The sequence below is a fragment of the Streptococcus mitis genome (assembly GCF_946188375.1).
GTDB classification, from domain to species: domain Bacteria; phylum Bacillota; class Bacilli; order Lactobacillales; family Streptococcaceae; genus Streptococcus; species Streptococcus mitis_CX.
This window is the reverse complement of the sequence record NZ_CAMHUS010000004.1, coordinates 85,474-105,768: the sequence shown is the minus strand read 5'-3', so window position 1 is coordinate 105,768 and position 20,295 is coordinate 85,474. Positions and strand designations below refer to the sequence as shown.

The 20,295-nt window shown below is 43.6% G+C and carries 15 protein-coding genes and 1 pseudogene; 14 read left to right on the top strand and 2 right to left on the bottom strand.

The features are described from left to right. Window positions 1-144: 144 nt before the first annotated feature. The 14 genes and pseudogenes from purC to purB all read left to right on the top strand — a co-directional run bounded on the left by purC (window position 145) and on the right by purB (window position 14,947). Window positions 145-852: a phosphoribosylaminoimidazolesuccinocarboxamide synthase gene (gene purC, locus N8M16_RS05580; protein ID WP_261069786.1), complete on the top strand. Its 708-nt coding sequence runs from the start codon at window positions 145-147 to the stop codon at window positions 850-852. A gap of 76 nt (window positions 853-928) precedes the next feature. After that, window positions 929-997: pseudogene (locus tag N8M16_RS10295) on the top strand (phosphoribosylaminoimidazolesuccinocarboxamide synthase); the annotation flags it as partial. A 54-nt stretch (window positions 998-1,051) separates the two neighbouring features. After that, window positions 1,052-4,777, top strand: a complete 3,726-nt coding sequence (locus N8M16_RS05575) for a phosphoribosylformylglycinamidine synthase (RefSeq protein WP_261069785.1) — start codon at window positions 1,052-1,054, stop codon at window positions 4,775-4,777. Between the two features lie 93 nt (window positions 4,778-4,870). Continuing rightward, window positions 4,871-6,313, top strand: coding sequence for an amidophosphoribosyltransferase (gene purF / locus N8M16_RS05570; protein WP_261069784.1), 1,443 nt, complete (start codon window positions 4,871-4,873; stop codon window positions 6,311-6,313). Between the two features lie 212 nt (window positions 6,314-6,525). Then, window positions 6,526-7,548: a phosphoribosylformylglycinamidine cyclo-ligase gene (gene purM, locus N8M16_RS05565; protein WP_261069783.1), complete on the top strand. Its 1,023-nt coding sequence runs from the start codon at window positions 6,526-6,528 to the stop codon at window positions 7,546-7,548. Next, a complete protein-coding gene (gene purN / locus N8M16_RS05560; RefSeq protein WP_049502327.1) occupies window positions 7,545-8,096 on the top strand; it encodes a phosphoribosylglycinamide formyltransferase in 552 nt (183 codons plus the stop codon). Before purM ends, purN begins: the two co-directional genes overlap by 4 nt. A 44-nt stretch (window positions 8,097-8,140) precedes the next feature. Further along, window positions 8,141-8,605, top strand: a complete 465-nt coding sequence (locus N8M16_RS05555; protein ID WP_031237093.1) for a GNAT family N-acetyltransferase — start codon at window positions 8,141-8,143, stop codon at window positions 8,603-8,605. A 1-nt stretch (window position 8,606) separates the two neighbouring features. Then, complete coding sequence (gene purH / locus N8M16_RS05550) at window positions 8,607-10,154, top strand: bifunctional phosphoribosylaminoimidazolecarboxamide formyltransferase/IMP cyclohydrolase (protein ID WP_049502326.1); 1,548 nt, start codon at window positions 8,607-8,609, stop codon at window positions 10,152-10,154. 120 nt (window positions 10,155-10,274) lie between these two features. Further along, on the top strand, window positions 10,275-11,537 hold the full coding sequence (purD, locus tag N8M16_RS05545) for a phosphoribosylamine--glycine ligase (RefSeq protein WP_070528168.1): 1,263 nt from the start codon (window positions 10,275-10,277) through the stop codon (window positions 11,535-11,537). Between the two features lie 93 nt (window positions 11,538-11,630). Next, the gene (locus N8M16_RS05540; RefSeq protein ID WP_078228439.1) at window positions 11,631-11,747 is read left to right on the top strand and encodes a phosphoribosylaminoimidazole carboxylase; all 117 of its coding nucleotides are present in this window, start codon (window positions 11,631-11,633) and stop codon (window positions 11,745-11,747) included. A gap of 31 nt (window positions 11,748-11,778) precedes the next feature. Then, a complete protein-coding gene (gene purE, locus N8M16_RS05535) occupies window positions 11,779-12,270 on the top strand; it encodes a 5-(carboxyamino)imidazole ribonucleotide mutase (RefSeq protein WP_261069782.1) in 492 nt (163 codons plus the stop codon). After that, entirely contained in the window at window positions 12,257-13,348 is a 1,092-nt protein-coding gene (gene purK / locus N8M16_RS05530; RefSeq protein ID WP_261069781.1) for a 5-(carboxyamino)imidazole ribonucleotide synthase, read from the top strand. Before purE ends, purK begins: the two co-directional genes overlap by 14 nt. A 9-nt stretch (window positions 13,349-13,357) precedes the next feature. Further along, window positions 13,358-13,585 (top strand): hypothetical protein, encoded by a 228-nt coding sequence (locus N8M16_RS05525; RefSeq protein ID WP_064275776.1) that lies wholly within the window; start codon window positions 13,358-13,360, stop codon window positions 13,583-13,585. 63 nt (window positions 13,586-13,648) lie between these two features. After that, on the top strand, window positions 13,649-14,947 hold the full coding sequence (purB, locus tag N8M16_RS05520; RefSeq protein WP_000610725.1) for an adenylosuccinate lyase: 1,299 nt from the start codon (window positions 13,649-13,651) through the stop codon (window positions 14,945-14,947). A 179-nt stretch (window positions 14,948-15,126) separates the two neighbouring features. Here purB and N8M16_RS05515 read toward each other — a convergent pair whose 3' ends face one another. Next, complete coding sequence (locus N8M16_RS05515) at window positions 15,127-19,167, bottom strand: family 20 glycosylhydrolase (RefSeq protein WP_261069780.1); 4,041 nt, start codon at window positions 19,165-19,167, stop codon at window positions 15,127-15,129. 312 nt (window positions 19,168-19,479) lie between these two features. Then, entirely contained in the window at window positions 19,480-20,196 is a 717-nt protein-coding gene (locus tag N8M16_RS05510) for a GntR family transcriptional regulator (RefSeq protein WP_001007193.1), read from the bottom strand. Window positions 20,197-20,295 lie beyond the last annotated feature (99 nt).

The window sequence follows — 20,295 nt, the reverse complement described above, 5'->3', positions numbered from 1 at the left end:
TTTTTAAACTGTGAGAAAGATTTTTCTTGCAGTTTTTTCTTTATGATTTTTGAAATTCAACTGTTATTTATTCGGTTGAATTCTTGTAATTTTATGTTTTTTGTGGTAGAATGTGCTCAAGTAATACGAAAGGCGAACTTTAAAATGTCAAAACAATTGATCTATTCGGGAAAAGCTAAAGATATCTATACAACTGAGGATGAAAATCTTATTATTTCAACTTACAAGGACCAGGCGACTGCTTTCAATGGTGTCAAGAAGGAGCAGATTGCAGGTAAGGGAGTGTTGAATAATCAGATTTCATCTTTTATTTTTGAGAAATTAAATGCGGCTGGTGTGGCGACTCACTTTTTGGAGAAGCTTTCAGATACGGAACAACTCAATAAAAAGGTTAAGATTATTCCTTTGGAAGTCGTGCTCCGCAACTATACAGCTGGTTCCTTTTCAAAACGTTTTGGTGTAGACGAAGGTATCGTATTTGAGACTCCGATTGTCGAATTTTACTACAAAAATGATGATTTGGATGATCCATTTATCAATGACGAGCATGTGAAATTCCTAAAGATTGCGGATGATCAGCAAATCGCCTACTTGAAGGAAGAAACCCGTCGTATCAATGAACTTTTGAAAGGCTGGTTTGCTGAGATTGGGCTTAAGTTGATTGACTTTAAGCTAGAGTTCGGTTTTGATAAGGATGGCAAGATTATCTTAGCAGATGAATTTTCACCAGACAACTGTCGTTTGTGGGATGCGGATGGTAACCACATGGATAAGGATGTTTTCCGTAGGGGACTAGGTGAATTAACCGATGTTTATGAAGTTGTTTGGGAGAAGCTGCAAGGTTTGAAATAATCTGTTTGCAACGGAAAACCTTCGTCTCTCAACTAAAAGGACTCAGGCTGAAAAGGTCCCCCAGACCTTTTCACTCCGTAGGGGATTGGGAGAACTAACAGATGTTTACGAGATTGTCTGGGAAAAGTTGCAGGGTTTGAAATAACAACCTCAAGGTCGTTGGAACATTGTAAAAGCTGAAATAAAGGAATAAGGATTGATGGATAAACGTATTTTTGTTGAAAAAAAGGCTGATTTTCAGGTCAAGTCAGAGAGTTTGGTGAGAGAACTCCAGCACAACTTGGGACTTTCAAGCTTGAAAAGTATTCGCATCGTGCAAGTGTATGATGTATTTGACTTGGCAGAGGACCTGTTTGCACCTGCAGAGAAACACATCTTCTCTGAGCAGGTGACAGACCATGTCTTGGATGAAGCTGCTGTACAGGCGGATCTTGCTAACTATGCTTTCTTTGCCATTGAAAGCCTGCCAGGTCAATTTGACCAGCGTGCAGCATCTTCACAGGAAGCCTTGCTTTTACTAGGAAGTTCGAGTGATGTAACGGTTAATACTGCTCAACTTTATTTGGTCAATAAAGATATTGATGCGACGGAGTTAGAGGCGGTCAAGAACTATCTGCTCAACCCAGTTGATTCTCGTTTCAAGGACATCACGACAGGGATTGCCAAGCAGGAATTTTCAGAGTCAGACAAGACCATTCCAAAATTGACTTTCTTTGAAAGCTATACAGCAGAAGACTTTGCTCGCTACAAGGCTGAGCAAGGGATGGCCATGGAAGTGGATGATTTGCTCTTTATCCAAGAATATTTCAAGTCAATCGGGCGCGTGCCAACTGAGACAGAGCTCAAGGTTTTGGATACTTACTGGTCTGACCACTGCCGTCACACAACTTTTGAGACAGAGTTGAAACACATCGACTTTTCAGCTTCTAAATTTCAAAAGCAATTGCAGTCAACCTATGACAAGTATATTGCCATGCGTGATGAGTTGGGGCGTTCTGAAAAACCTCAAACCTTGATGGATATGGCGACTATTTTCGGTCGTTATGAGCGTGCTAATGGACGTTTGGATGATATGGAAGTGTCAGACGAAATCAATGCTTGCTCAGTAGAAATCGAAGTGGATATTGATGGTGTGAAAGAGCCATGGCTCCTCATGTTCAAGAATGAAACTCACAACCACCCAACGGAAATTGAGCCATTTGGTGGGGCTGCTACCTGTATCGGTGGAGCCATTCGTGACCCATTGTCAGGTCGCTCATATGTTTACCAAGCCATGCGGATCTCAGGTGCTGGTGATATTACAGCACCGATTTCAGAAACTCGCGCTGGGAAATTGCCACAACAGGTCATTTCTAAGACAGCGGCTCATGGTTATTCTTCATACGGTAACCAAATTGGGCTTGCGACGACCTACGTTCGTGAGTATTTCCACCCAGGCTTTGTAGCTAAACGTATGGAACTTGGTGCCGTTGTTGGTGCGGCTCCTAAGGGCAATGTTGTCCGTGAAAAACCGGAAGCGGGAGATGTGATTATTCTCCTTGGAGGTAAGACTGGACGTGATGGTGTCGGTGGTGCGACAGGTTCTTCTAAGGTTCAAACAGTTGAGTCCGTGGAAACTGCTGGAGCTGAAGTTCAAAAAGGGAATGCTATCGAAGAACGTAAGATTCAGCGCCTCTTCCGTAATGGCGATGTGACTCGTCTCATCAAGAAATCCAACGACTTTGGTGCTGGTGGTGTCTGTGTAGCCATCGGTGAATTGGCAGACGGTCTTGAAATCCACCTCAACAAGGTGCCTCTTAAATACCAGGGCTTGAATGGTGCCGAAATTGCCATCTCTGAATCTCAAGAACGGATGGCAGTCGTGGTTCGTCCTGAGGATGTAGATGCCTTCGTTGCTGAATGTAACAAAGAAAATATTGATGCTGTTGTGGTTGCGACAGTGACGGAAAAACCAAATCTAGTCATGCACTGGAATGGTGAAACCATTGTCGACTTGGAGCGTCGTTTCCTTGATACCAATGGTGTGCGCGTGGTCGTCGATGCCAAAGTTGTGGACAAGGATGTCACACTCCCAGAAGAACGTCAAACATCTGCTGACACACTTGAAGCAGATACCCTTACGGTTCTATCTGACCTCAACCATGCGAGTCAAAAAGGATTACAGACTATCTTTGACTGCTCTGTTGGACGCTCAACGGTTAATCACCCACTTGGTGGTCGTTACCAACTCACACCAACTGAGGCATCTGTGCAGAAATTGCCAGTTCAACACGGTGTGACTCATACTGCGTCAGTCATGGCTCAAGGATTCAACCCATATGTAGCTGAATGGTCTCCATACCACGGTGCTGCCTATGCGGTGATCGAAGCAACTGCTCGTTTGGTTGCTGCTGGTGCCAACTGGTCTAAGGCTCGCTTCTCTTACCAAGAGTACTTCGAGCGCATGGACAAACAAGCTGAGCGTTTTGGTCAGCCAGTAGCAGCTCTCCTAGGCTCTATCGAGGCACAAATTCAGCTTGGTTTGCCATCTATCGGTGGTAAGGACTCTATGTCTGGTACTTTTGAAGAATTGACAGTGCCACCAACCTTGGTCGCTTTTGGGGTGACGACGGCAGATAGCCGTAAGGTCCTCTCTCCAGAGTTCAAAACTGCTGGTGAAAATATCTACTACATCCCAGGTCAAGCCCTCTCTGCAGAAATTGATTTTGACTTGATTAAGTCTAACTTTGCTCAGTTTGAAGACATCCAAGCTGGTCACAAAGTGATTTCTGCATCAGCTGTCAAATATGGTGGTGTGGTTGAAAGTTTGGCACTTGCTACTTTTGGAAATCATATCGGTGCAGAAGTAACCTTGCCTGAACTTGAAACGGCTTTGACAGCTCAATTGGGTGGATTTGTCTTTACATCTCCTGAAGAAATTGCTGGAGTAGAGAGAATCGGTCAAACGAAAGCAGACTTTACACTCCTTGTCAACGGTGTGAAGCTAGATGGACACAAACTTGACAGTGCCTTCCAAGGAAAACTGGAAGAAGTTTACCCAACAGAGTTTGCCCAAGCGAAAGAGCTGGAAGAAGTTCCAGCTGTCGCTTCTGACGTAATCATCCAAGCTAAAGAAACAGTTGAAAAACCTGTAGTTTACATTCCAGTCTTCCCAGGCACCAACTCAGAATATGATTCAGCCAAGGCATTCGAAAAAGAAGGTGCAGAGGTTAACTTGGTGCCATTTGTGACCTTGAATGAAGAAGCCATTGTCAAGTCAGTTGAAACTATGGTTGACAATATCGGCAAGGCTAACATCCTCTTCTTTGCAGGTGGATTCTCAGCTGCGGACGAACCAGATGGATCAGCCAAGTTTATCGTCAACATCCTGCTCAATGAAAAAGTGCGTGCAGCTATTGATAGCTTTATCGCCCGTGGTGGCTTGATTATTGGTATCTGTAATGGATTCCAGGCCTTGGTCAAATCAGGTCTTCTTCCATACGGAAACTTTGAAGATGCTAGCAGTACTAGTCCAACCCTCTTCTACAATGATGCCAACCAACACGTGGCCAAGATGGTGGAAACCCGTATTGCCAACATTAACTCACCATGGTTGGCTGGTGTGCAAGTGGGTGATATCCACGCCATTCCTGTTTCGCACGGTGAAGGGAAATTTGTCGTGACGGCTGAGGAATTCGCTGAACTCCGTGACAATGGACAAATCTTTAGCCAATACGTGGACTTCGAAGGCAAACCAAGTATGGATTCTAAGTACAATCCAAATGGTTCTGTAAATGCTATAGAGGGAATTACTAGCAAGAACGGACAAATCATCGGTAAAATGGGACACTCAGAACGTTATGAAGACGGTCTTTTCCAAAATATCCCAGGCAATAAAGACCAGCACCTGTTCGCGTCAGCGGTTAAATATTTCACTGGAAAATAAGACTTGCAGATTTTCTAATAGATAGTATCAGTAATGTAAAAGTCATGTAGATTTAGCTCTTGGTGCTACACAAATAAAAATTAGGTATATAAAATGACATACGAAGTAAAATCTCTTAATGAAGAATGTGGTGTTTTCGGTATCTGGGGACATCCAGATGCTGCTAAATTGACCTATTTTGGTCTCCATAGTCTTCAGCACCGTGGTCAGGAGGGGGCAGGAATCCTCTCCAATGACCAAGGGAAACTAAAGCGGCATCGCGATATGGGCCTTCTATCAGAAGTCTTCAGAAATCCTGCTAACTTAGATAAATTGACAGGAACTGGTGCGATTGGGCATGTGCGTTATGCGACTGCTGGCGAAGCTTCTGTAGATAACATCCAGCCCTTCCTCTTCCGTTTTCACGATATGCAGTTTGGATTGGCTCATAATGGAAATCTGACCAATGCAGCCTCTCTCAAGAAAGAACTGGAACAAAGAGGAGCGATTTTCAGCGCGACTTCGGACTCGGAAATCTTGGCTCACCTCATTCGTCGCAGCCACAATCCGAACTTAATGGGAAAAATCAAGGAGGCGCTCAGTCTAGTTAAAGGTGGCTTTGCCTATATCTTGCTGTTTGAGGATAAGTTAATTGCTGCTCTTGACCCCAATGGTTTCCGTCCGCTTTCTATCGGGAAAATGGCCAACGGAGCGGTGGTTGTTTCATCTGAAACCTGTGCTTTTGAGGTTATTGGTGCTGAATGGATTCGTGATTTGAAGCCAGGTGAGATTGTGATTATTGATGACAAGGGCATCCAGTATGATAGCTATACAGATGATACTCAGTTAGCAATCTGTTCTATGGAGTATATCTATTTTGCCCGCCCTGATTCTAACATTCATGGTGTCAATGTCCATACGGCTCGCAAACGTATGGGTGCTCAATTGGCGCGTGAATTCAAGCACGAGGCAGATATTGTGGTCGGTGTGCCCAATTCTTCCCTCAGCGCGGCTATGGGATTTGCGGAAGAATCAGGTTTACCAAATGAAATGGGCCTCATCAAGAACCAATACACCCAACGCACCTTTATCCAACCAACTCAAGAATTGCGGGAGCAAGGGGTGCGGATGAAACTATCTGCTGTTTCTGGTGTTGTAAAAGGCAAGCGTGTGGTTATGGTTGATGACTCTATTGTACGCGGAACAACCTCTCGTCGTATCGTTCAGCTCTTGAAAGAAGCGGGTGCAACTGAGGTTCACGTTGCTATTGGCAGTCCAGCGCTAGCTTATCCATGCTTCTACGGGATTGATATCCAGACCCGTCAGGAGCTGATTGCAGCTAATCATACGGTCGAAGAAACTCGCCAAATCATTGGTGCGGACAGTCTGACTTATCTTTCTGTTGAGGGGTTGATTGATTCAATTGGTATTGAAACAGATGCGCCAAATGGTGGTCTCTGTGTCGCTTACTTTGACGGTGACTACCCAACACCTCTCTACGATTATGAAGAAGACTATCGTCGAAGTTTGGAAGAAAAGACCAGTTTTTACAAATAGATGACAGATTTTCCGTTAAAGAAAAGGAATATAAAAATGACAAATAAGAATGCTTATACTTCACGTCTCACTACTGACTAAAAGCTAAAGCATTTGTCAGTAGACGCTTTGTCCTATAGGATCAAAGCTAGAGCCCTGACTAGTATTTTTAGATAAAATAATTGTTTATCTAAAAATACGTCGCAATCTTCTCAAAGAAAAGGAAAAATAAAATGGCAAATAAAAATGCTTATGCTCGATCTGGTGTGGATGTTGAAGCGGGTTATGAAGTTGTTGAACGAATCAAAAAGCACGTGGCTCGTACGGAGCGCGCAGGTGTTATGGGAGCTCTTGGTGGTTTCGGTGGTATGTTTGACCTTTCAAAAACAGGTGTCAAAGAACCTGTCTTGATTTCAGGGACTGATGGTGTCGGAACTAAGCTCATGCTGGCTATTAAGTACGACAAGCACGATACCATCGGTCAGGACTGTGTAGCCATGTGTGTCAATGATATCATCGCTGCAGGTGCAGAGCCCCTCTATTTCCTTGACTACGTCGCAACTGGCAAGAATGAACCAGCTAAGCTAGAACAAGTGGTTGCTGGTGTGGCAGAAGGTTGTGTGCAGGCAGGCGCTGCCCTCATCGGTGGGGAAACAGCTGAAATGCCTGGTATGTATGGTGAAGATGACTACGACTTGGCTGGTTTTGCAGTCGGCGTAGCTGAAAAATCTCAAATCATAGACGGTTCAAAAGTAGCTGAAGGTGATGTCCTTCTCGGGCTTGCTTCGAGTGGTATTCACTCAAATGGTTTCTCACTCGTGCGTCGTGTTTTTACCGACTACACAGGTGAGGAAGTCTTGCCAGAATTGGAAGGCAAGCAACTCAAGGAAGTTCTTCTTGAGCCGACTCGTATCTATGTCAAGGCTGTTTTGCCACTCATCAAGGAAGAGTTAGTCAACGGTATTGCCCACATCACTGGTGGTGGCTTTATCGAAAATGTCCCTCGTATGTTTGCAGCTGACTTGGCTGCTGAGATTGAAGAAGACAAGGTTCCCGTGCTTCCAATTTTCAAAGCCCTTGAAAAATACGGTCAGATCAAACATGAGGAAATGTTTGAAATCTTCAATATGGGTGTGGGGCTTATGCTGGCAGTTAGCCCTGAAAATGTAAGTCGTGTCAAGGAATTGTTGGATGAACCAGTCTATGAAATTGGTCGTATCGTCAAGAAAGAAAACGAAAGTGTCATCATCAAATGAAAAAAATAGCGGTTTTTGCCTCTGGTAATGGCTCAAATTTTCAGGTGATAGCGGAACAATTTCCAGTAGAGTTTGTCTTTTCAGACCATCGTGACGCCTATGTGCTCGAACGTGCAGACAAGCTCGGCGTTCTGTCCTATGCTTTTGAACTCAAGGAGTTTGACAACAAGGCAGACTACGAAGCAGCCCTTGTCGAACTCTTGGAAAAGCACCAGATTGACTGGGTTTGTCTAGCAGGCTACATGAAAATTGTTGGGCCTACTTTACTAGCAGCTTATGAAGGTCGGATTATCAACATTCATCCAGCCTACTTGCCAGAATTTCCAGGAGCTCATGGGATTGAGGATGCTTGGAATGCTGACGTGGATCAGTCTGGTGTGACCATTCACTGGGTGGATTCGGGTGTGGATACAGGAAAGGTTATCAAACAAGTGCGTGTGCCACGGCTGGCTGATGATACGATTGAAAGTTTTGAAACTCGGATTCATGAGGCAGAGTACAAGTTGTATCCAGAGGTTCTGGATAGCTTGGGAGTTGCACGAAAATAAGATCGAAGTCAAGTTTTGATTGCGCAATCTTGCTGGGAGAAAAAATGATTGAACTGAAATTAGTAGATGAGAGCAGTTTTCAGGCAGTGCTGGATTTGAAAATATCTGAAGCTGATAAACGAGCACGTTTCGTGGCTCCAAATGTACGCTCTTTAGCTGATGCATGGCTCTACCGGAAAAACGAAGATGTGTTTCCGATGGCGATCTATTGGGATAAGCAAGTGGTTGGCTTTCTCCTGCTGGAAATAGACAAGGATGAAGCGGAATACTTTATCTGGCGGATAATGATTGGCCAACAGTACCAAGGAAGAGGTTATGGACGAAAAGCTGTGGAAGTTCTGATCAAAAAGGCTCAGATGGATAGCACTTGCAATCATATTATCGCAGATTATGTGGTTGGAAATGAAAAAATGAAGCACCTGTTGACTAGTTTGGGTTTTCAGGAAACAGGATTTATAGAAGAAAATAACGAAGTCGCTATGCGCTTGGACCTAAAGAAAGAGGAATAGAATGACGAAAAAAGCTTTAATCAGCGTCTCAGATAAAGCGGGCATTGTTGAATTTGCCCAAGAACTTAAAAAACTTGGTTGGGAGATTATCTCGACAGGTGGGACCAAGGTTGCCCTTGATAATGCTGGGGTAGACACCATTGCGATTGATGATGTGACTGGTTTTCCAGAAATGATGGACGGTCGTGTCAAGACCCTTCATCCAAATATCCACGGTGGACTCCTCGCTCGTCGTGATTTGGATAGTCACCTGGAAGCGGCCAAAGACAATCAAATCGAGCTCATTGACCTTGTAGTGGTCAATCTCTATCCCTTTAAAGAAACGATTCTCAAACCAGACGTAACTTATGCTGATGCGGTGGAGAATATCGATATCGGTGGGCCATCTATGCTTCGTTCAGCAGCGAAAAATCATGCCAGTGTTACAGTTGTGGTAGATCCTGCTGACTACGCTGTGGTTTTGGACGAGTTGTCAGCCAATGGTGAAACGACTTATGAAACTCGCCAACGTTTGGCGGCTAAGGTTTTCCGTCATACAGCGGCTTATGACGCCTTGATTGCAGAGTATTTCACAGCTCAAGTGGGCGAAAGCAAACCTGAAAAGCTGACCTTGACCTATGACCTCAAGCAAGCTATGCGTTACGGTGAAAATCCTCAGCAGGATGCAGACTTCTACCAAAAAGCCTTGCCGACAGACTACTCCATTGCTTCAGCCAAACAGCTCAACGGTAAAGAATTGTCCTTTAACAATATCCGTGACGCTGATGCTGCTATCCGTATCATCCGTGACTTCAAAGACCGTCCAACCGTTGTGGCTCTCAAACACATGAACCCATGTGGAATCGGTCAGGCTGATGACATCGAGACTGCTTGGAACTACGCTTATGAGTCTGACCCAGTGTCTATCTTTGGTGGTATCGTTGTTCTTAACCGTGAGGTGGATGCTGCGACAGCTGAGAAGATGCACGGCGTTTTCCTTGAAATCATTATCGCACCAAGCTATACCGATGAGGCGCTAGCCATTTTGACCAATAAAAAGAAAAACTTGCGTATCCTTTCCTTGCCATTTGATGCTCAAGAGGCTAGCGAAGTGGAAGCAGAATACACAGGCGTAGTAGGTGGACTTCTGGTGCAAAACCAAGACGTGGTCAAGGAAAGCCCAGCCGATTGGCAAGTGGTGACCAAACGCCAGCCAACCGAGACAGAAGCGACTGCTCTTGAGTTCGCTTGGAAGGCTATCAAGTACGTCAAATCAAACGGTATCATCGTGACCAATGACCACATGACACTTGGTGTTGGCCCAGGTCAAACCAACCGTGTGGCTTCAGTCCGTATCGCCATCGAACAAGCTAAAGACCGCCTTGACGGCGCTGTTCTTGCTTCTGATGCCTTCTTCCCATTTGCGGATAACGTGGAAGAAATTGCCAAAGCAGGTATCAAGGCTATCATCCAGCCAGGTGGGTCCGTCCGTGATCAGGAATCCATCGAAGCTGCTGATAAATACGGCTTGACCATGGTCTTCACAGGCGTGAGACATTTTAGACATTAAGAACGTAAAGGAAAGAAAACAGTTTCTTTCCTTTTTTTGATTAAAAGACAGAACGAAACAGGATTAAAACGAACGTTTGTGATATAATATTAGTAAATAATTCGCAAAAGAGGTTGAGAGATGAAGCTGTTAGTTGTCGGTTCTGGTGGTCGTGAACATGCGATTGCTAAGAAGTTGCTTGAGTCAAAAGAGGTAGAAAAGGTTTTTGTAGCTCCTGGAAATGACGGAATGACTCTGGATGGTTTGGAGTTGGTAAATATCTCTATTTCCGAACATTCTAAATTGATTGAGTTTGCAAAAACCAACGATATTGCTTGGACCTTTATTGGTCCAGATGATGCCCTTGCGACTGGTATCGTGGATGATTTCCATGCAGCTGGTCTCAAAGCCTTTGGTCCGACAAGATTGGCAGCTGAGCTGGAGTGGTCCAAGGATTTTGCCAAGGAAATCATGGTCAAATACGGCGTTCCGACAGCAGCCTATGGCACGTTCTCAGATTTCGAGGAAGCCAAGGCCTATATCGAAAAGCAGGGTGCGCCTATCGTAGTCAAGGCGGATGGCTTGGCGCTTGGGAAAGGTGTCGTTGTTGCGGAGACGGTTGAGCAAGCAGTCGAAACCACTCATGAGATGCTTTTGGACAATAAATTTGGGGACTCAGGTGCGCGTGTGGTTATTGAGGAATTCCTCGACGGAGAGGAATTTTCACTTTTTGCCTTTGTCAATGGTGATAAGTTCTACATCATGCCAACGGCTCAGGACCACAAACGTGCCTATGATGGCGACAAAGGGCCTAACACGGGTGGTATGGGTGCCTATGCGCCAGTTCCACACTTGCCACAGAGCGTGATTGACACAGCAGTGGAGACTATTGTCAAGCCAGTCCTAGAGGGCATGATCCAAGAAGGGCGTCCATATCTGGGAGTTCTTTACGCAGGGCTTATCTTGACAGCTGATGGACCTAAGGTTATCGAGTTTAATGCTCGCTTTGGAGATCCTGAAACTCAGATTATTCTACCTCGATTAACCTCTGATTTTGCCCAAAATATTACGGATATCCTCGATGGCAAGGAGCCAAACATCACCTGGACGGACAAGGGTGTGACTCTGGGTGTGGTTGTCGCATCTAACGGTTATCCGCTAGACTATGAAAAAGGTGTCAAGTTACCAGCCAAGACAGAAGGTGACATTATCACCTATTATGCAGGGGCTAAGTTTGCGGAAAATAGCAGAGCACTGTTATCAAACGGCGGACGTGTCTATATGCTCGTCACCACAGCAGATACTGTCAAAGAAACTCAAGACACCATCTACCAAGAACTCGCCCAACAAAAAACAGAAGGCCTCTTTTACCGAAAAGATATCGGAAGTAAAGCTATTCGATAAAGGTATAAGAAAAAGCGATGCAGTCGTCAAGTACGTTAATAGTCGTTTGATTTGCGAGCGTTAGCGAGCTAATATAGAACAATCACCGCTGTTGTGCAAGAACGATTGAATGACAATACAATTGTTCAGGGAAATTGGAAGACCTTGGGCTTCCGATTTAGGCATGAGACACCTTTGGTGGCTGCTGCCGTCCCTCACAACCTAAGGTGATTGAAAAAAGAAAGGAAAGAAAAGGAAAATCATGACCAAACCAATTATTTCCATCATCATGGGCTCAAAATCCGACTGGGCAACCATGAAAAAAACAGCAGAAGTCCTAGACCGCTTCGGTGTAGCCTACGAAAAGAAAGTTGTTTCTGCACACCGTACACCAGACCTCATGTTTAAACATGCGGAGGAAGCACGTAGTCGCGGTATCAAGGTCATCATAGCGGGTGCTGGAGGCGCAGCCCATTTGCCAGGTATGGTCGCAGCTAAAACAACCCTTCCAGTCATTGGGGTGCCCGTCAAATCACGTGCCCTTAGTGGCGTGGACTCGCTCTATTCTATCGTTCAGATGCCGGGCGGTGTGCCTGTGGCGACAATGGCTATTGGTGAAGCTGGTGCGACAAATGCGGCTCTCTTTGCCCTCCGTCTCCTCTCAGTAGAGGACCAAGCTATTGCGACAGCTTTGGCAGATTTTGCAGAAGAACAAGGAAAAATCGCAGAGGAGTCGACGAATGAGCTCATCTAAAACAATCGGCATTATCGGTGGTGGTCAACTGGGTCAGATGATGGCCATTTCTGCTATCTATATGGGTCACAAGGTTATCGCGCTGGATCCTGCGGCGGATTGCCCGGCCTCTCGCGTTGCGGAAATCATCGTGGCTCCTTATGACGATGTGGATGCCCTTCGTCAGCTGGCGGACCGCTGTGATGTTCTCACTTATGAATTTGAAAATGTCGATGCCGACGGTTTGGATGCTGTTATCAAGGATGGACAACTCCCTCAAGGAACCGATCTACTTCGCATCTCCCAAAACCGGATTTTTGAAAAGGACTTCCTTTCTAACAAGGCTCAAGTAACGGTGGCTCCTTACAAGGTTGTAAATTCTAGTCAAGACTTGGCGGAGATTGACCTGTCCAAAAACTATGTCCTCAAGACTGCGACTGGTGGCTATGACGGGCATGGGCAAAAGGTCATTCGCTCAGAAGCAGACTTGGAAGAAGCCTATGAACTAGCAGACTCAGCAGATTGTGTCTTGGAAGAATTTGTCAATTTTGACCTTGAAATTTCTGTCATCGTGTCAGGAAATGGCAAGGACGTGACGGTTTTCCCAGTTCAGGAAAATATCCACCGTAACAACATCCTGTCAAAAACCATCGTGCCAGCTCGCATTTCAGAAAGTCTAGCTGAAAAAGCCAAAGCCATGGCTGTGCGAATTGCTGAACAACTTAACTTATCTGGAACGCTTTGCGTGGAAATGTTTGCGACCGCTGATGACATCATTGTCAATGAAATTGCCCCACGACCACACAACTCTGGGCACTACTCTATCGAAGCTTGTGACTTTTCACAATTTGATACACATATTCTGGGCGTTCTGGGAGCACCATTACCAGCTATCAAACTGCATGCCCCAGCCGTTATGTTTAATGTCCTCGGCCAGCATGTCGAGGCTGCTGAAAAATATGTCACAGAAAATCCAAGCGCCCACCTCCACATGTATGGTAAAATAGAAGCGAAGCACAACCGCAAAATGGGGCATGTGACTTTGTTTAGTGATGCGCCGGATGAGGTTGAGGAGTTTGGGAAAGGAATTGATTGGTAGGTGAAGACTATGATTCAAATCATTGTTAACGCTTTTGTTGAAAAGGATAAGACTGGAGCAGTCGTGGAAGTCTTGTATGCTAGCAGTGATCATGAAAAGGTGAAGGCTAAATATGAAGAGCTAATTGCTCAATATCCTGAAAACTATTTAGCAATTTATGATTTACCATTGGATACCGATCTCAATGAATTACTACACTATCCATCTGTGTTTATAGGAAAAGAGGAGTTTGAGTAGAAATCTTGGTTTACCTAGATAGCTTATTCCCAACAGCTTAAGAAGAAAGGAAAAATGAACAACATGATCAACCGTTACTCTCGCCCTGAGATGGCGAACATTTGGAGTGAAGAAAATAAATACCGTGCTTGGCTTGAGGTGGAAATCTTGGCTGACGAGGCATGGGCTGAGTTGGGAGAAATCCCTAAGGAAGATGTGGCTTTAATTCGCGAAAAAGCGGACTTTGATATCGACCGTATTTTGGAGATTGAGCAGGAAACTCGTCACGATGTGGTTGCCTTCACACGTGCGGTTTCTGAAACGCTTGGCGAAGAGCGCAAGTGGGTTCATTACGGTTTGACATCAACTGACGTGGTGGATACGGCTTACGGTTACCTCTACAAGCAGGCCAACGACATCATCCGTCGTGACCTTGAAAATTTCACCAACATCATCGCTGATAAGGCTAAGGAGCACAAGTTTACCATCATGATGGGTCGTACCCACGGTGTGCACGCTGAACCTACAACCTTTGGTCTGAAATTGGCAACTTGGTATAGCGAAATGAAGCGCAATATCGAGCGTTTCGAGCATGCAGCTGCTGGTGTAGAAGCTGGTAAAATCTCTGGTGCGGTTGGGAACTTTGCCAACATCCCACCATTTGTGGAGCAATACGTCTGCGACAAGCTTGGTATCCGTGCTCAAGAAATCTCTACACAGGTGCTTCCTCGTGATCTTCATGCTGAGTACTTTGCAGTTCTTGCCAGCATCGCGACTTCTATCGAACGTATGGCGACTGAGATTCGCGGTTTGCAAAAGTCTGAACAACGTGAAGTGGAAGAATTCTTTGCTAAAGGGCAAAAAGGGTCTTCAGCAATGCCTCACAAACGCAACCCGATAGGTTCTGAAAATATGACAGGTCTTGCGCGTGTTATCCGTGGTCACATGATTACAGCCTATGAAAACGTTGCTCTCTGGCACGAACGCGACATTTCCCACTCATCAGCTGAGCGTATCATCACACCAGATACAACTATTTTGATTGATTACATGCTCAACCGTTTTGGAAATATCGTTAAGAACTTGACCGTCTTCCCAGAAAACATGATCCGCAACATGAACTCAACCTTCGGTCTAATCTTTAGCCAACGTGCCATGTTGACCTTGATTGAAAAAGGCATGACCCGCGAACAAGCCTATGACTTGGTACAACCAAAAACAGCCTACTCTTGGGACAATCAAGTAGACTTTAAACCACTTCTTGAGGCAGATCCAGAAGTGACATCACGCCTCACACAAGAAGAAATCGATGAAATCTTCAACCCTCTTTACTACACTAAACGAGTGGATGATATCTTTGAACGTCTTGGATTAGGTGATTAATTATAAAAAAGAGGCTGGGCATCCAGTCTCTTTAAAATCAGAAAAACGCATATTATCAGGTGTTGACATACCTTGATAATATGCGTTTCATTTTGGAAAGATTTATTTCTTTTTCTTCTGAACTTGAGTTTTATACTCAGTTCTCATTAGGTTTTTGGATATAAATCTTTCATTTTATCTTATTGAATCCATTCGCCATCGGCATTTACAGCGTAGCCATTAATTGTTGTGTTAACAGCTAAGGCTCCTGAAGGGTATGAATAATACCATTTATCTCCAACTTGGAACCAACCAGTTTTCATTGTACCTGAATTGTCAAGATAATACCATGTATCTCCTTGGTTGACCCAGCCGGTTTGCATGGCACCTGAGTCGTTGAGATAGTACCATGATCCACCTTGATCGATCCAACCAGTTTGCATAGCACCTGAGTTATCAAGATAATACCATGTACCATTTACTTTCTGCCAACCAGTTTGCATAACACCAGTCTCATCTAGGTAGTACCATGCTCCGTCTTTAACCCAACCGGTCTTCACTTTATCTGCATGATCATAGTAATACCATTTACTTTCAATTAATTTCCATCCTGGCTTACTATTTTTACCATCTGCTAATTGATGAGTGACTCCGTTAGCAGAGTTAGATTCAGCTTTAGGTCCACTTTCAACAACTACTTTGAAAGGAGTTTCTGTTCGTCTAGGCTCTTCCTTAGGAATGTCGAGTCTAGGTTTTTCTTCTGCGATTGGAGCAAGGCCGTTTTCATCGCCGACATGTGTAATTGGTGCTCCGAATTCCACAATTTGATCGACAGGGTCTTTGGTTACTTGACTATCTAGAACGGTTTCGCTAGTCTTTCCATTTTCAGTAAGAACAGATACGTAAGAAGTGCGTTCACCTAGAACTCCAGCTTTGACAACTTTTTCTTGACCTGCTGGGAGGTTCGTATTTTCTTTTCGAATGACTTTAAATGGAATGCTTTCTGTCTTCACAACTAGTTCAGGTTTAGTTTCAACATTAGCAGCTAGTTCATTTTCATCTAGGCTTCCTGAATGAGTTGCAGCTGGTTTGAGGCCTTGCAGAGCAGCTTTGAGCTTACCTACTAGTGCGTCTAGTTCAGCTTGTTTGCTGCGGTTGAGGTTAAGGTTTAGTCCATCTTTTGCTGCCTTGAGTGCTGCTAGGCTTTCTGTGCTGTATCCGTCTAAGTTTGTAGGGATTTTAGCTAATTCTTCGCGAAGAGCATTATAATTAGCTCGGAAGTAGTCTTTGTTGTGGTCAGCAAAGGCAGTCATGAGTTCAAAGATTTCCTCTTCCTTGTACTCAGCGCTTGGTCTATCTGCCCAGATTGAAAGCATACTTCCAACTGTTGGAAGGTCAACTTCAGGATATTTGGTAGAAGCTAGTTGATTGAATGGTGTTTTTCCAGTATTCTCAATAGCTTTTTTGAGGAAACCACCACCATCTTCTGGTTTTTGTCCGAGAATGTAGTACCAGTCACCGTTGGTATTCAAGAACTTATAACCCTTGCTTGCTAGATATTGAGGTGAAGCAAGGTTGTAGCCCCACCAGCCTTTAGACCAGTAAGAAATCAAGACATCCTTATCGAATTCAGCATCATCCTTGTCTTCATAGTAGAAGCCATCGTTGAAGGCCATTGGTTGTAGCCCTCTTTCTTTGGCCATAGCAGCAAGGCTGTTAGAATAGTCTGCGAACTTGTTATAGAGTCCATACCATTTGAGGTAGTACCAACCTTGGGCGTTGGTCGCATCATTGGCATATTCATCTGTACCATAGTTGAAAATCTTTGATTTATCAGCAAAGTAATCCATATACTTACCGATAAGGGCTTTGGTAAAGTTAAGGGCTTCTTGATTTTCAAGGTCCATCGTGGTTTTTGAAACTTTATCAAAGTTGGCTTGAGGATTCGCGATGCCAAGTTTTTCCATGGCAACAAGCATAGCATCCATATGTCCTGGGCTATTAATAGCTGGTATCAGACCAATACCTTTTTCCTTAGCGTATTTGGCAAGTTCTGTCACTTCTGCCTGTGTCAGTGCAGTACCGTTTGGATCGTCATAGTAAGCTTTAGTTCCTTCGATAATAGCTTTTTTAACGTCATCACTAGCATAGGTTTTTCCGTTGGCAGTAATGGTCATATCATCGAGTAGGAAGCGAAGGCCATCATTTCCTAGAAGGAGATGGGCATCAGAGTAGCCGAGCTCGCTCGCCTTGTCTACGATGCGTTTGAGTTGATCTAGAGAGAAGTATTTGCGACCTGCATCGATGGAAATGACTTTATTCTTATTCAGTTTTTCAAGTTCGCGTTTAGCATCCTCTTCTTTTTGTGCTTCTGGAGTTAAAGCCAAGTTTTTAATAGCATCTTGAAGGCTTGCGATGGCTTGATCAATCGTATCCTGTTGAGCACGACTGAGGTTGCTATCGAGTGAACGGATGGTTTTTTCAGCTTCTTTGACAGCAGCAAAACTTTCAGCAGTATAGCGGTTAGGGTCTTTTGGTATAGTTTCTAGTGCTTTTTCTGCAGGTTGATAGTTGGCTGCGAAGTATTCAGCGTTGGCATTTGCAAAATGACGCATGAGTTTGAAGAGGCGAGATGGCGAATAACGTGCAGATGGGGTATCGGCCCAAGCAGCTACCATACCACCGATGATTGGGACATCAGCTCCTTCTGTTTTTGGTACAGAAGTGATTGGTGTGTTTTTAATACCATTGAGCCCCTGATCGAGATTGTACCAACCTTGGCCATCAGCGTTTCGTCCAAGAACGTAGTACCAAGCATCGTTGGTATTCAGGATTTGGTGACCTTTTTCAGCTAGTAGTTTAGAAGAAGCAACGTCGTAGCCCCCCCAACCACCAGTCCACATAGAAACGATGATGTCTTTGTCAAAACTACCAAAGCTTGTGTCGCTATTGTAGTAGATACCGTCGTTAAAGGCCATTGGTTTGAGACCGTGAGATTTTACAATACGAGCGAGGTCATTAGCGTAAAAGATGAATTTTTCATATCCTTTTTCAGGGTAGCCTTCATTTGGATAATATTTATCAGCTTGAAGCACACTCCAACCTTTAGCATTTGTCGCATCATTGGCATATTCATCCAAACCAATATTGAAGATTTCAGATTTCTTAGAGAAGTAGTTAGCGTATTTGTCAATCAGCGTTTTTGTAAAATCGACTGCTTGTTTATTATTTAGGTCAACAGTTCGTTCAGATTTTGTACCAAAATAATCAAAGTTAGGATTTTCAATACCAAGTTCTTTCATAGCATGGAGAATAGCATCCATATGTCCAGGACTATTGACAGTTGGAATCACTCCAATTCCCTTATCTTTGGCATAATTAATCAAATCTGTCATCTGACTTTCAGTGAGATGGTTGCCATTTGGATCGTCGTAATAAGCATTGGTTCCATTTTCAATGGCACGTTTGACATCATCACTTGAGTAGGTCTTATCGCCTACTTTCATAGACATATCATCCAGCATGAAACGGAGACCATCGTTCCCTACCAAGAGATGAAGATCTGTGTAACCATATTCTTTCGCTTTATCGATGATTTCCTTGAGCTGCTCAGGTGAGAAATATTTACGTCCAGCATCAATTGAAACGATTTTTCGTTTAGCTAATTTTTCATTTTCAGTTGCAGCACGTTCCTTCCCTGCCTCTGTTGCTGGTTTGTCAGCCTCTGCTTTTGGTTCATCTTTCTTAGCATCTTTTTCAGCTGGTTTATCCTTGTCAGCTTCTGGTTTATCAGTCTTATCTGTATCCGACTCTTTAGAATTAGCCTCTTTCGGAACTTCCTTTTTAGGGCTAGTTTCCTCTGCCTTTTTATCGGTAGTTTCTTTTTCAGCAGAAGTTGGAGTTACCACTTCTTCTTTATCACTAGGAGTTGAACTAACTTCCTCTTGTGGTTTTTCTTTTGTTTTTGGAAGACTAGCTACCGTATCAGTAGTCGGAGTTTCCGTTTCTACAGTTTTTGGAGCTTCTGGTTGAAGCTCTGCTTTAGGTGTTTCCTCAGTCCGATTTTCGGATGGTTGAGGGGAATCGGAAACCGTATGGATGGTCGGTTGGTTTTCCGTAGTAGTAGGAGTAACTCCATCGGCTGCAACAGCCTGTGCTTGGAAGGCAAATCCAATTAGAACAGAAGCTGCTCCTACAGCGTATTTACGAATGGAAAAACGTTGTTGTTTTTCTTGTTTCATTGCAAAACCTCCTGATTGTATTTTATATTGATAGCGTTTACATAAAACAACACCCTTATTTTATTTCTTATATTAATAAGAGTCAAGAGGAGGTGATAAAAAACTATAATAAGTATAAAAAAATATAAAATTTAAGCTTAAGATTTCAGATTGGTTGTAAAAGAAACATATATATATTTAGTAGAAATTTTTTAGCCCTATTTCTATAAAATACTCTACAAACTATAGAATCTACTATAAAAGGTAAGCGCTACCTTTTTGGTATGGTATAATAAGCATAGAAAAAGCCCAAGCAAGGCTTAGGCTTTCTTCTTAGTGATCACGGTCACATGAAATGAATTTGATTTTGTAGTAATCTGCGCGTTTATATGTTTCGCTGTATGCAAGAACTTGACCAGTAGACTCTAGTTTAGTAGTCTTGGTTTGTAAAACGGTTGGGAATTGTTCATCGACTCCGAGGATTGAAGCCGCATGTTCTGGAGTTGGAAATGCTATTTCATTGATTTCTTCAAAATGTTCATCATTCATGTGAATGTGGTAATCCAATTTGAAACGGTTATAGATAGAGCTATAATATTCAAGATTTGGATAATTTGCGTTGATGTATTGTTCTGGAATGTAAGATGTATGGTAGATGTACACAACACCACCTGTTTCGCGTACGCGTTCAATCTTGTAGTAGAACTGATCTCCGCGTAGTCCAAGTTTTTCTAAGTAGCTTAGTTTATTTCCACGCTCAATAGAAAGGACGGTAACTTTATCATCTTTAGTTTCAAAAACTTCTACATCTGAAAACTCTACGAGTTTGTGTTTGCGTGCGCGTGAAACGAATGTACCCTTTCCTTGTTGACGGACAATATAGCCATCCTTGGCAAGGTCGTTTAAGGCGCGGACAACTGTGATAGAACTCACGTCATACATTGCAATCAATTCAGCTTCAGTGTAGAATTTATCTCCACTGGCAAATTGACCAGAAATGATTTTGTTCTTTAACTCATCTTTAATATATTGATACTTTGGAATTGCCATATTTTCACCTCGATTTTCCTTCTCCGTTAAAGATTTTACCATAAAACTGGAAAGAATAGTAGCCTTTTGAATAAAAAAATTAGAATAATAGGCTATAAG

Bases quoted from the DNA above. Each gene is read 5' to 3' on its own strand.
- purC (WP_261069786.1), top strand. From the start codon at position 145: ATGTCAAAACAATTGATCTATTCGGGAAAAGCTAAAGATATCTATACA.
- N8M16_RS05575 (WP_261069785.1), top strand. From the start codon at position 1,052: ATGGATAAACGTATTTTTGTTGAAAAAAAGGCTGATTTTCAGGTCAAG.
- purF (WP_261069784.1), top strand. From the start codon at position 4,871: ATGACATACGAAGTAAAATCTCTTAATGAAGAATGTGGTGTTTTCGGT.
- purM (WP_261069783.1), top strand. From the start codon at position 6,526: ATGGCAAATAAAAATGCTTATGCTCGATCTGGTGTGGATGTTGAAGCG.
- purN (WP_049502327.1), top strand. From the start codon at position 7,545: ATGAAAAAAATAGCGGTTTTTGCCTCTGGTAATGGCTCAAATTTTCAG.
- N8M16_RS05555 (WP_031237093.1), top strand. From the start codon at position 8,141: ATGATTGAACTGAAATTAGTAGATGAGAGCAGTTTTCAGGCAGTGCTG.
- purH (WP_049502326.1), top strand. From the start codon at position 8,607: ATGACGAAAAAAGCTTTAATCAGCGTCTCAGATAAAGCGGGCATTGTT.
- purD (WP_070528168.1), top strand. From the start codon at position 10,275: ATGAAGCTGTTAGTTGTCGGTTCTGGTGGTCGTGAACATGCGATTGCT.
- purE (WP_261069782.1), top strand. From the start codon at position 11,779: ATGACCAAACCAATTATTTCCATCATCATGGGCTCAAAATCCGACTGG.
- purK (WP_261069781.1), top strand. From the start codon at position 12,257: ATGAGCTCATCTAAAACAATCGGCATTATCGGTGGTGGTCAACTGGGT.
- N8M16_RS05525 (WP_064275776.1), top strand. From the start codon at position 13,358: ATGATTCAAATCATTGTTAACGCTTTTGTTGAAAAGGATAAGACTGGA.
- purB (WP_000610725.1), top strand. From the start codon at position 13,649: ATGATCAACCGTTACTCTCGCCCTGAGATGGCGAACATTTGGAGTGAA.
- N8M16_RS05515 (WP_261069780.1), bottom strand. From the start codon at position 19,167: ATGAAACAAGAAAAACAACAACGTTTTTCCATTCGTAAATACGCTGTA.
- N8M16_RS05510 (WP_001007193.1), bottom strand. From the start codon at position 20,196: ATGGCAATTCCAAAGTATCAATATATTAAAGATGAGTTAAAGAACAAA.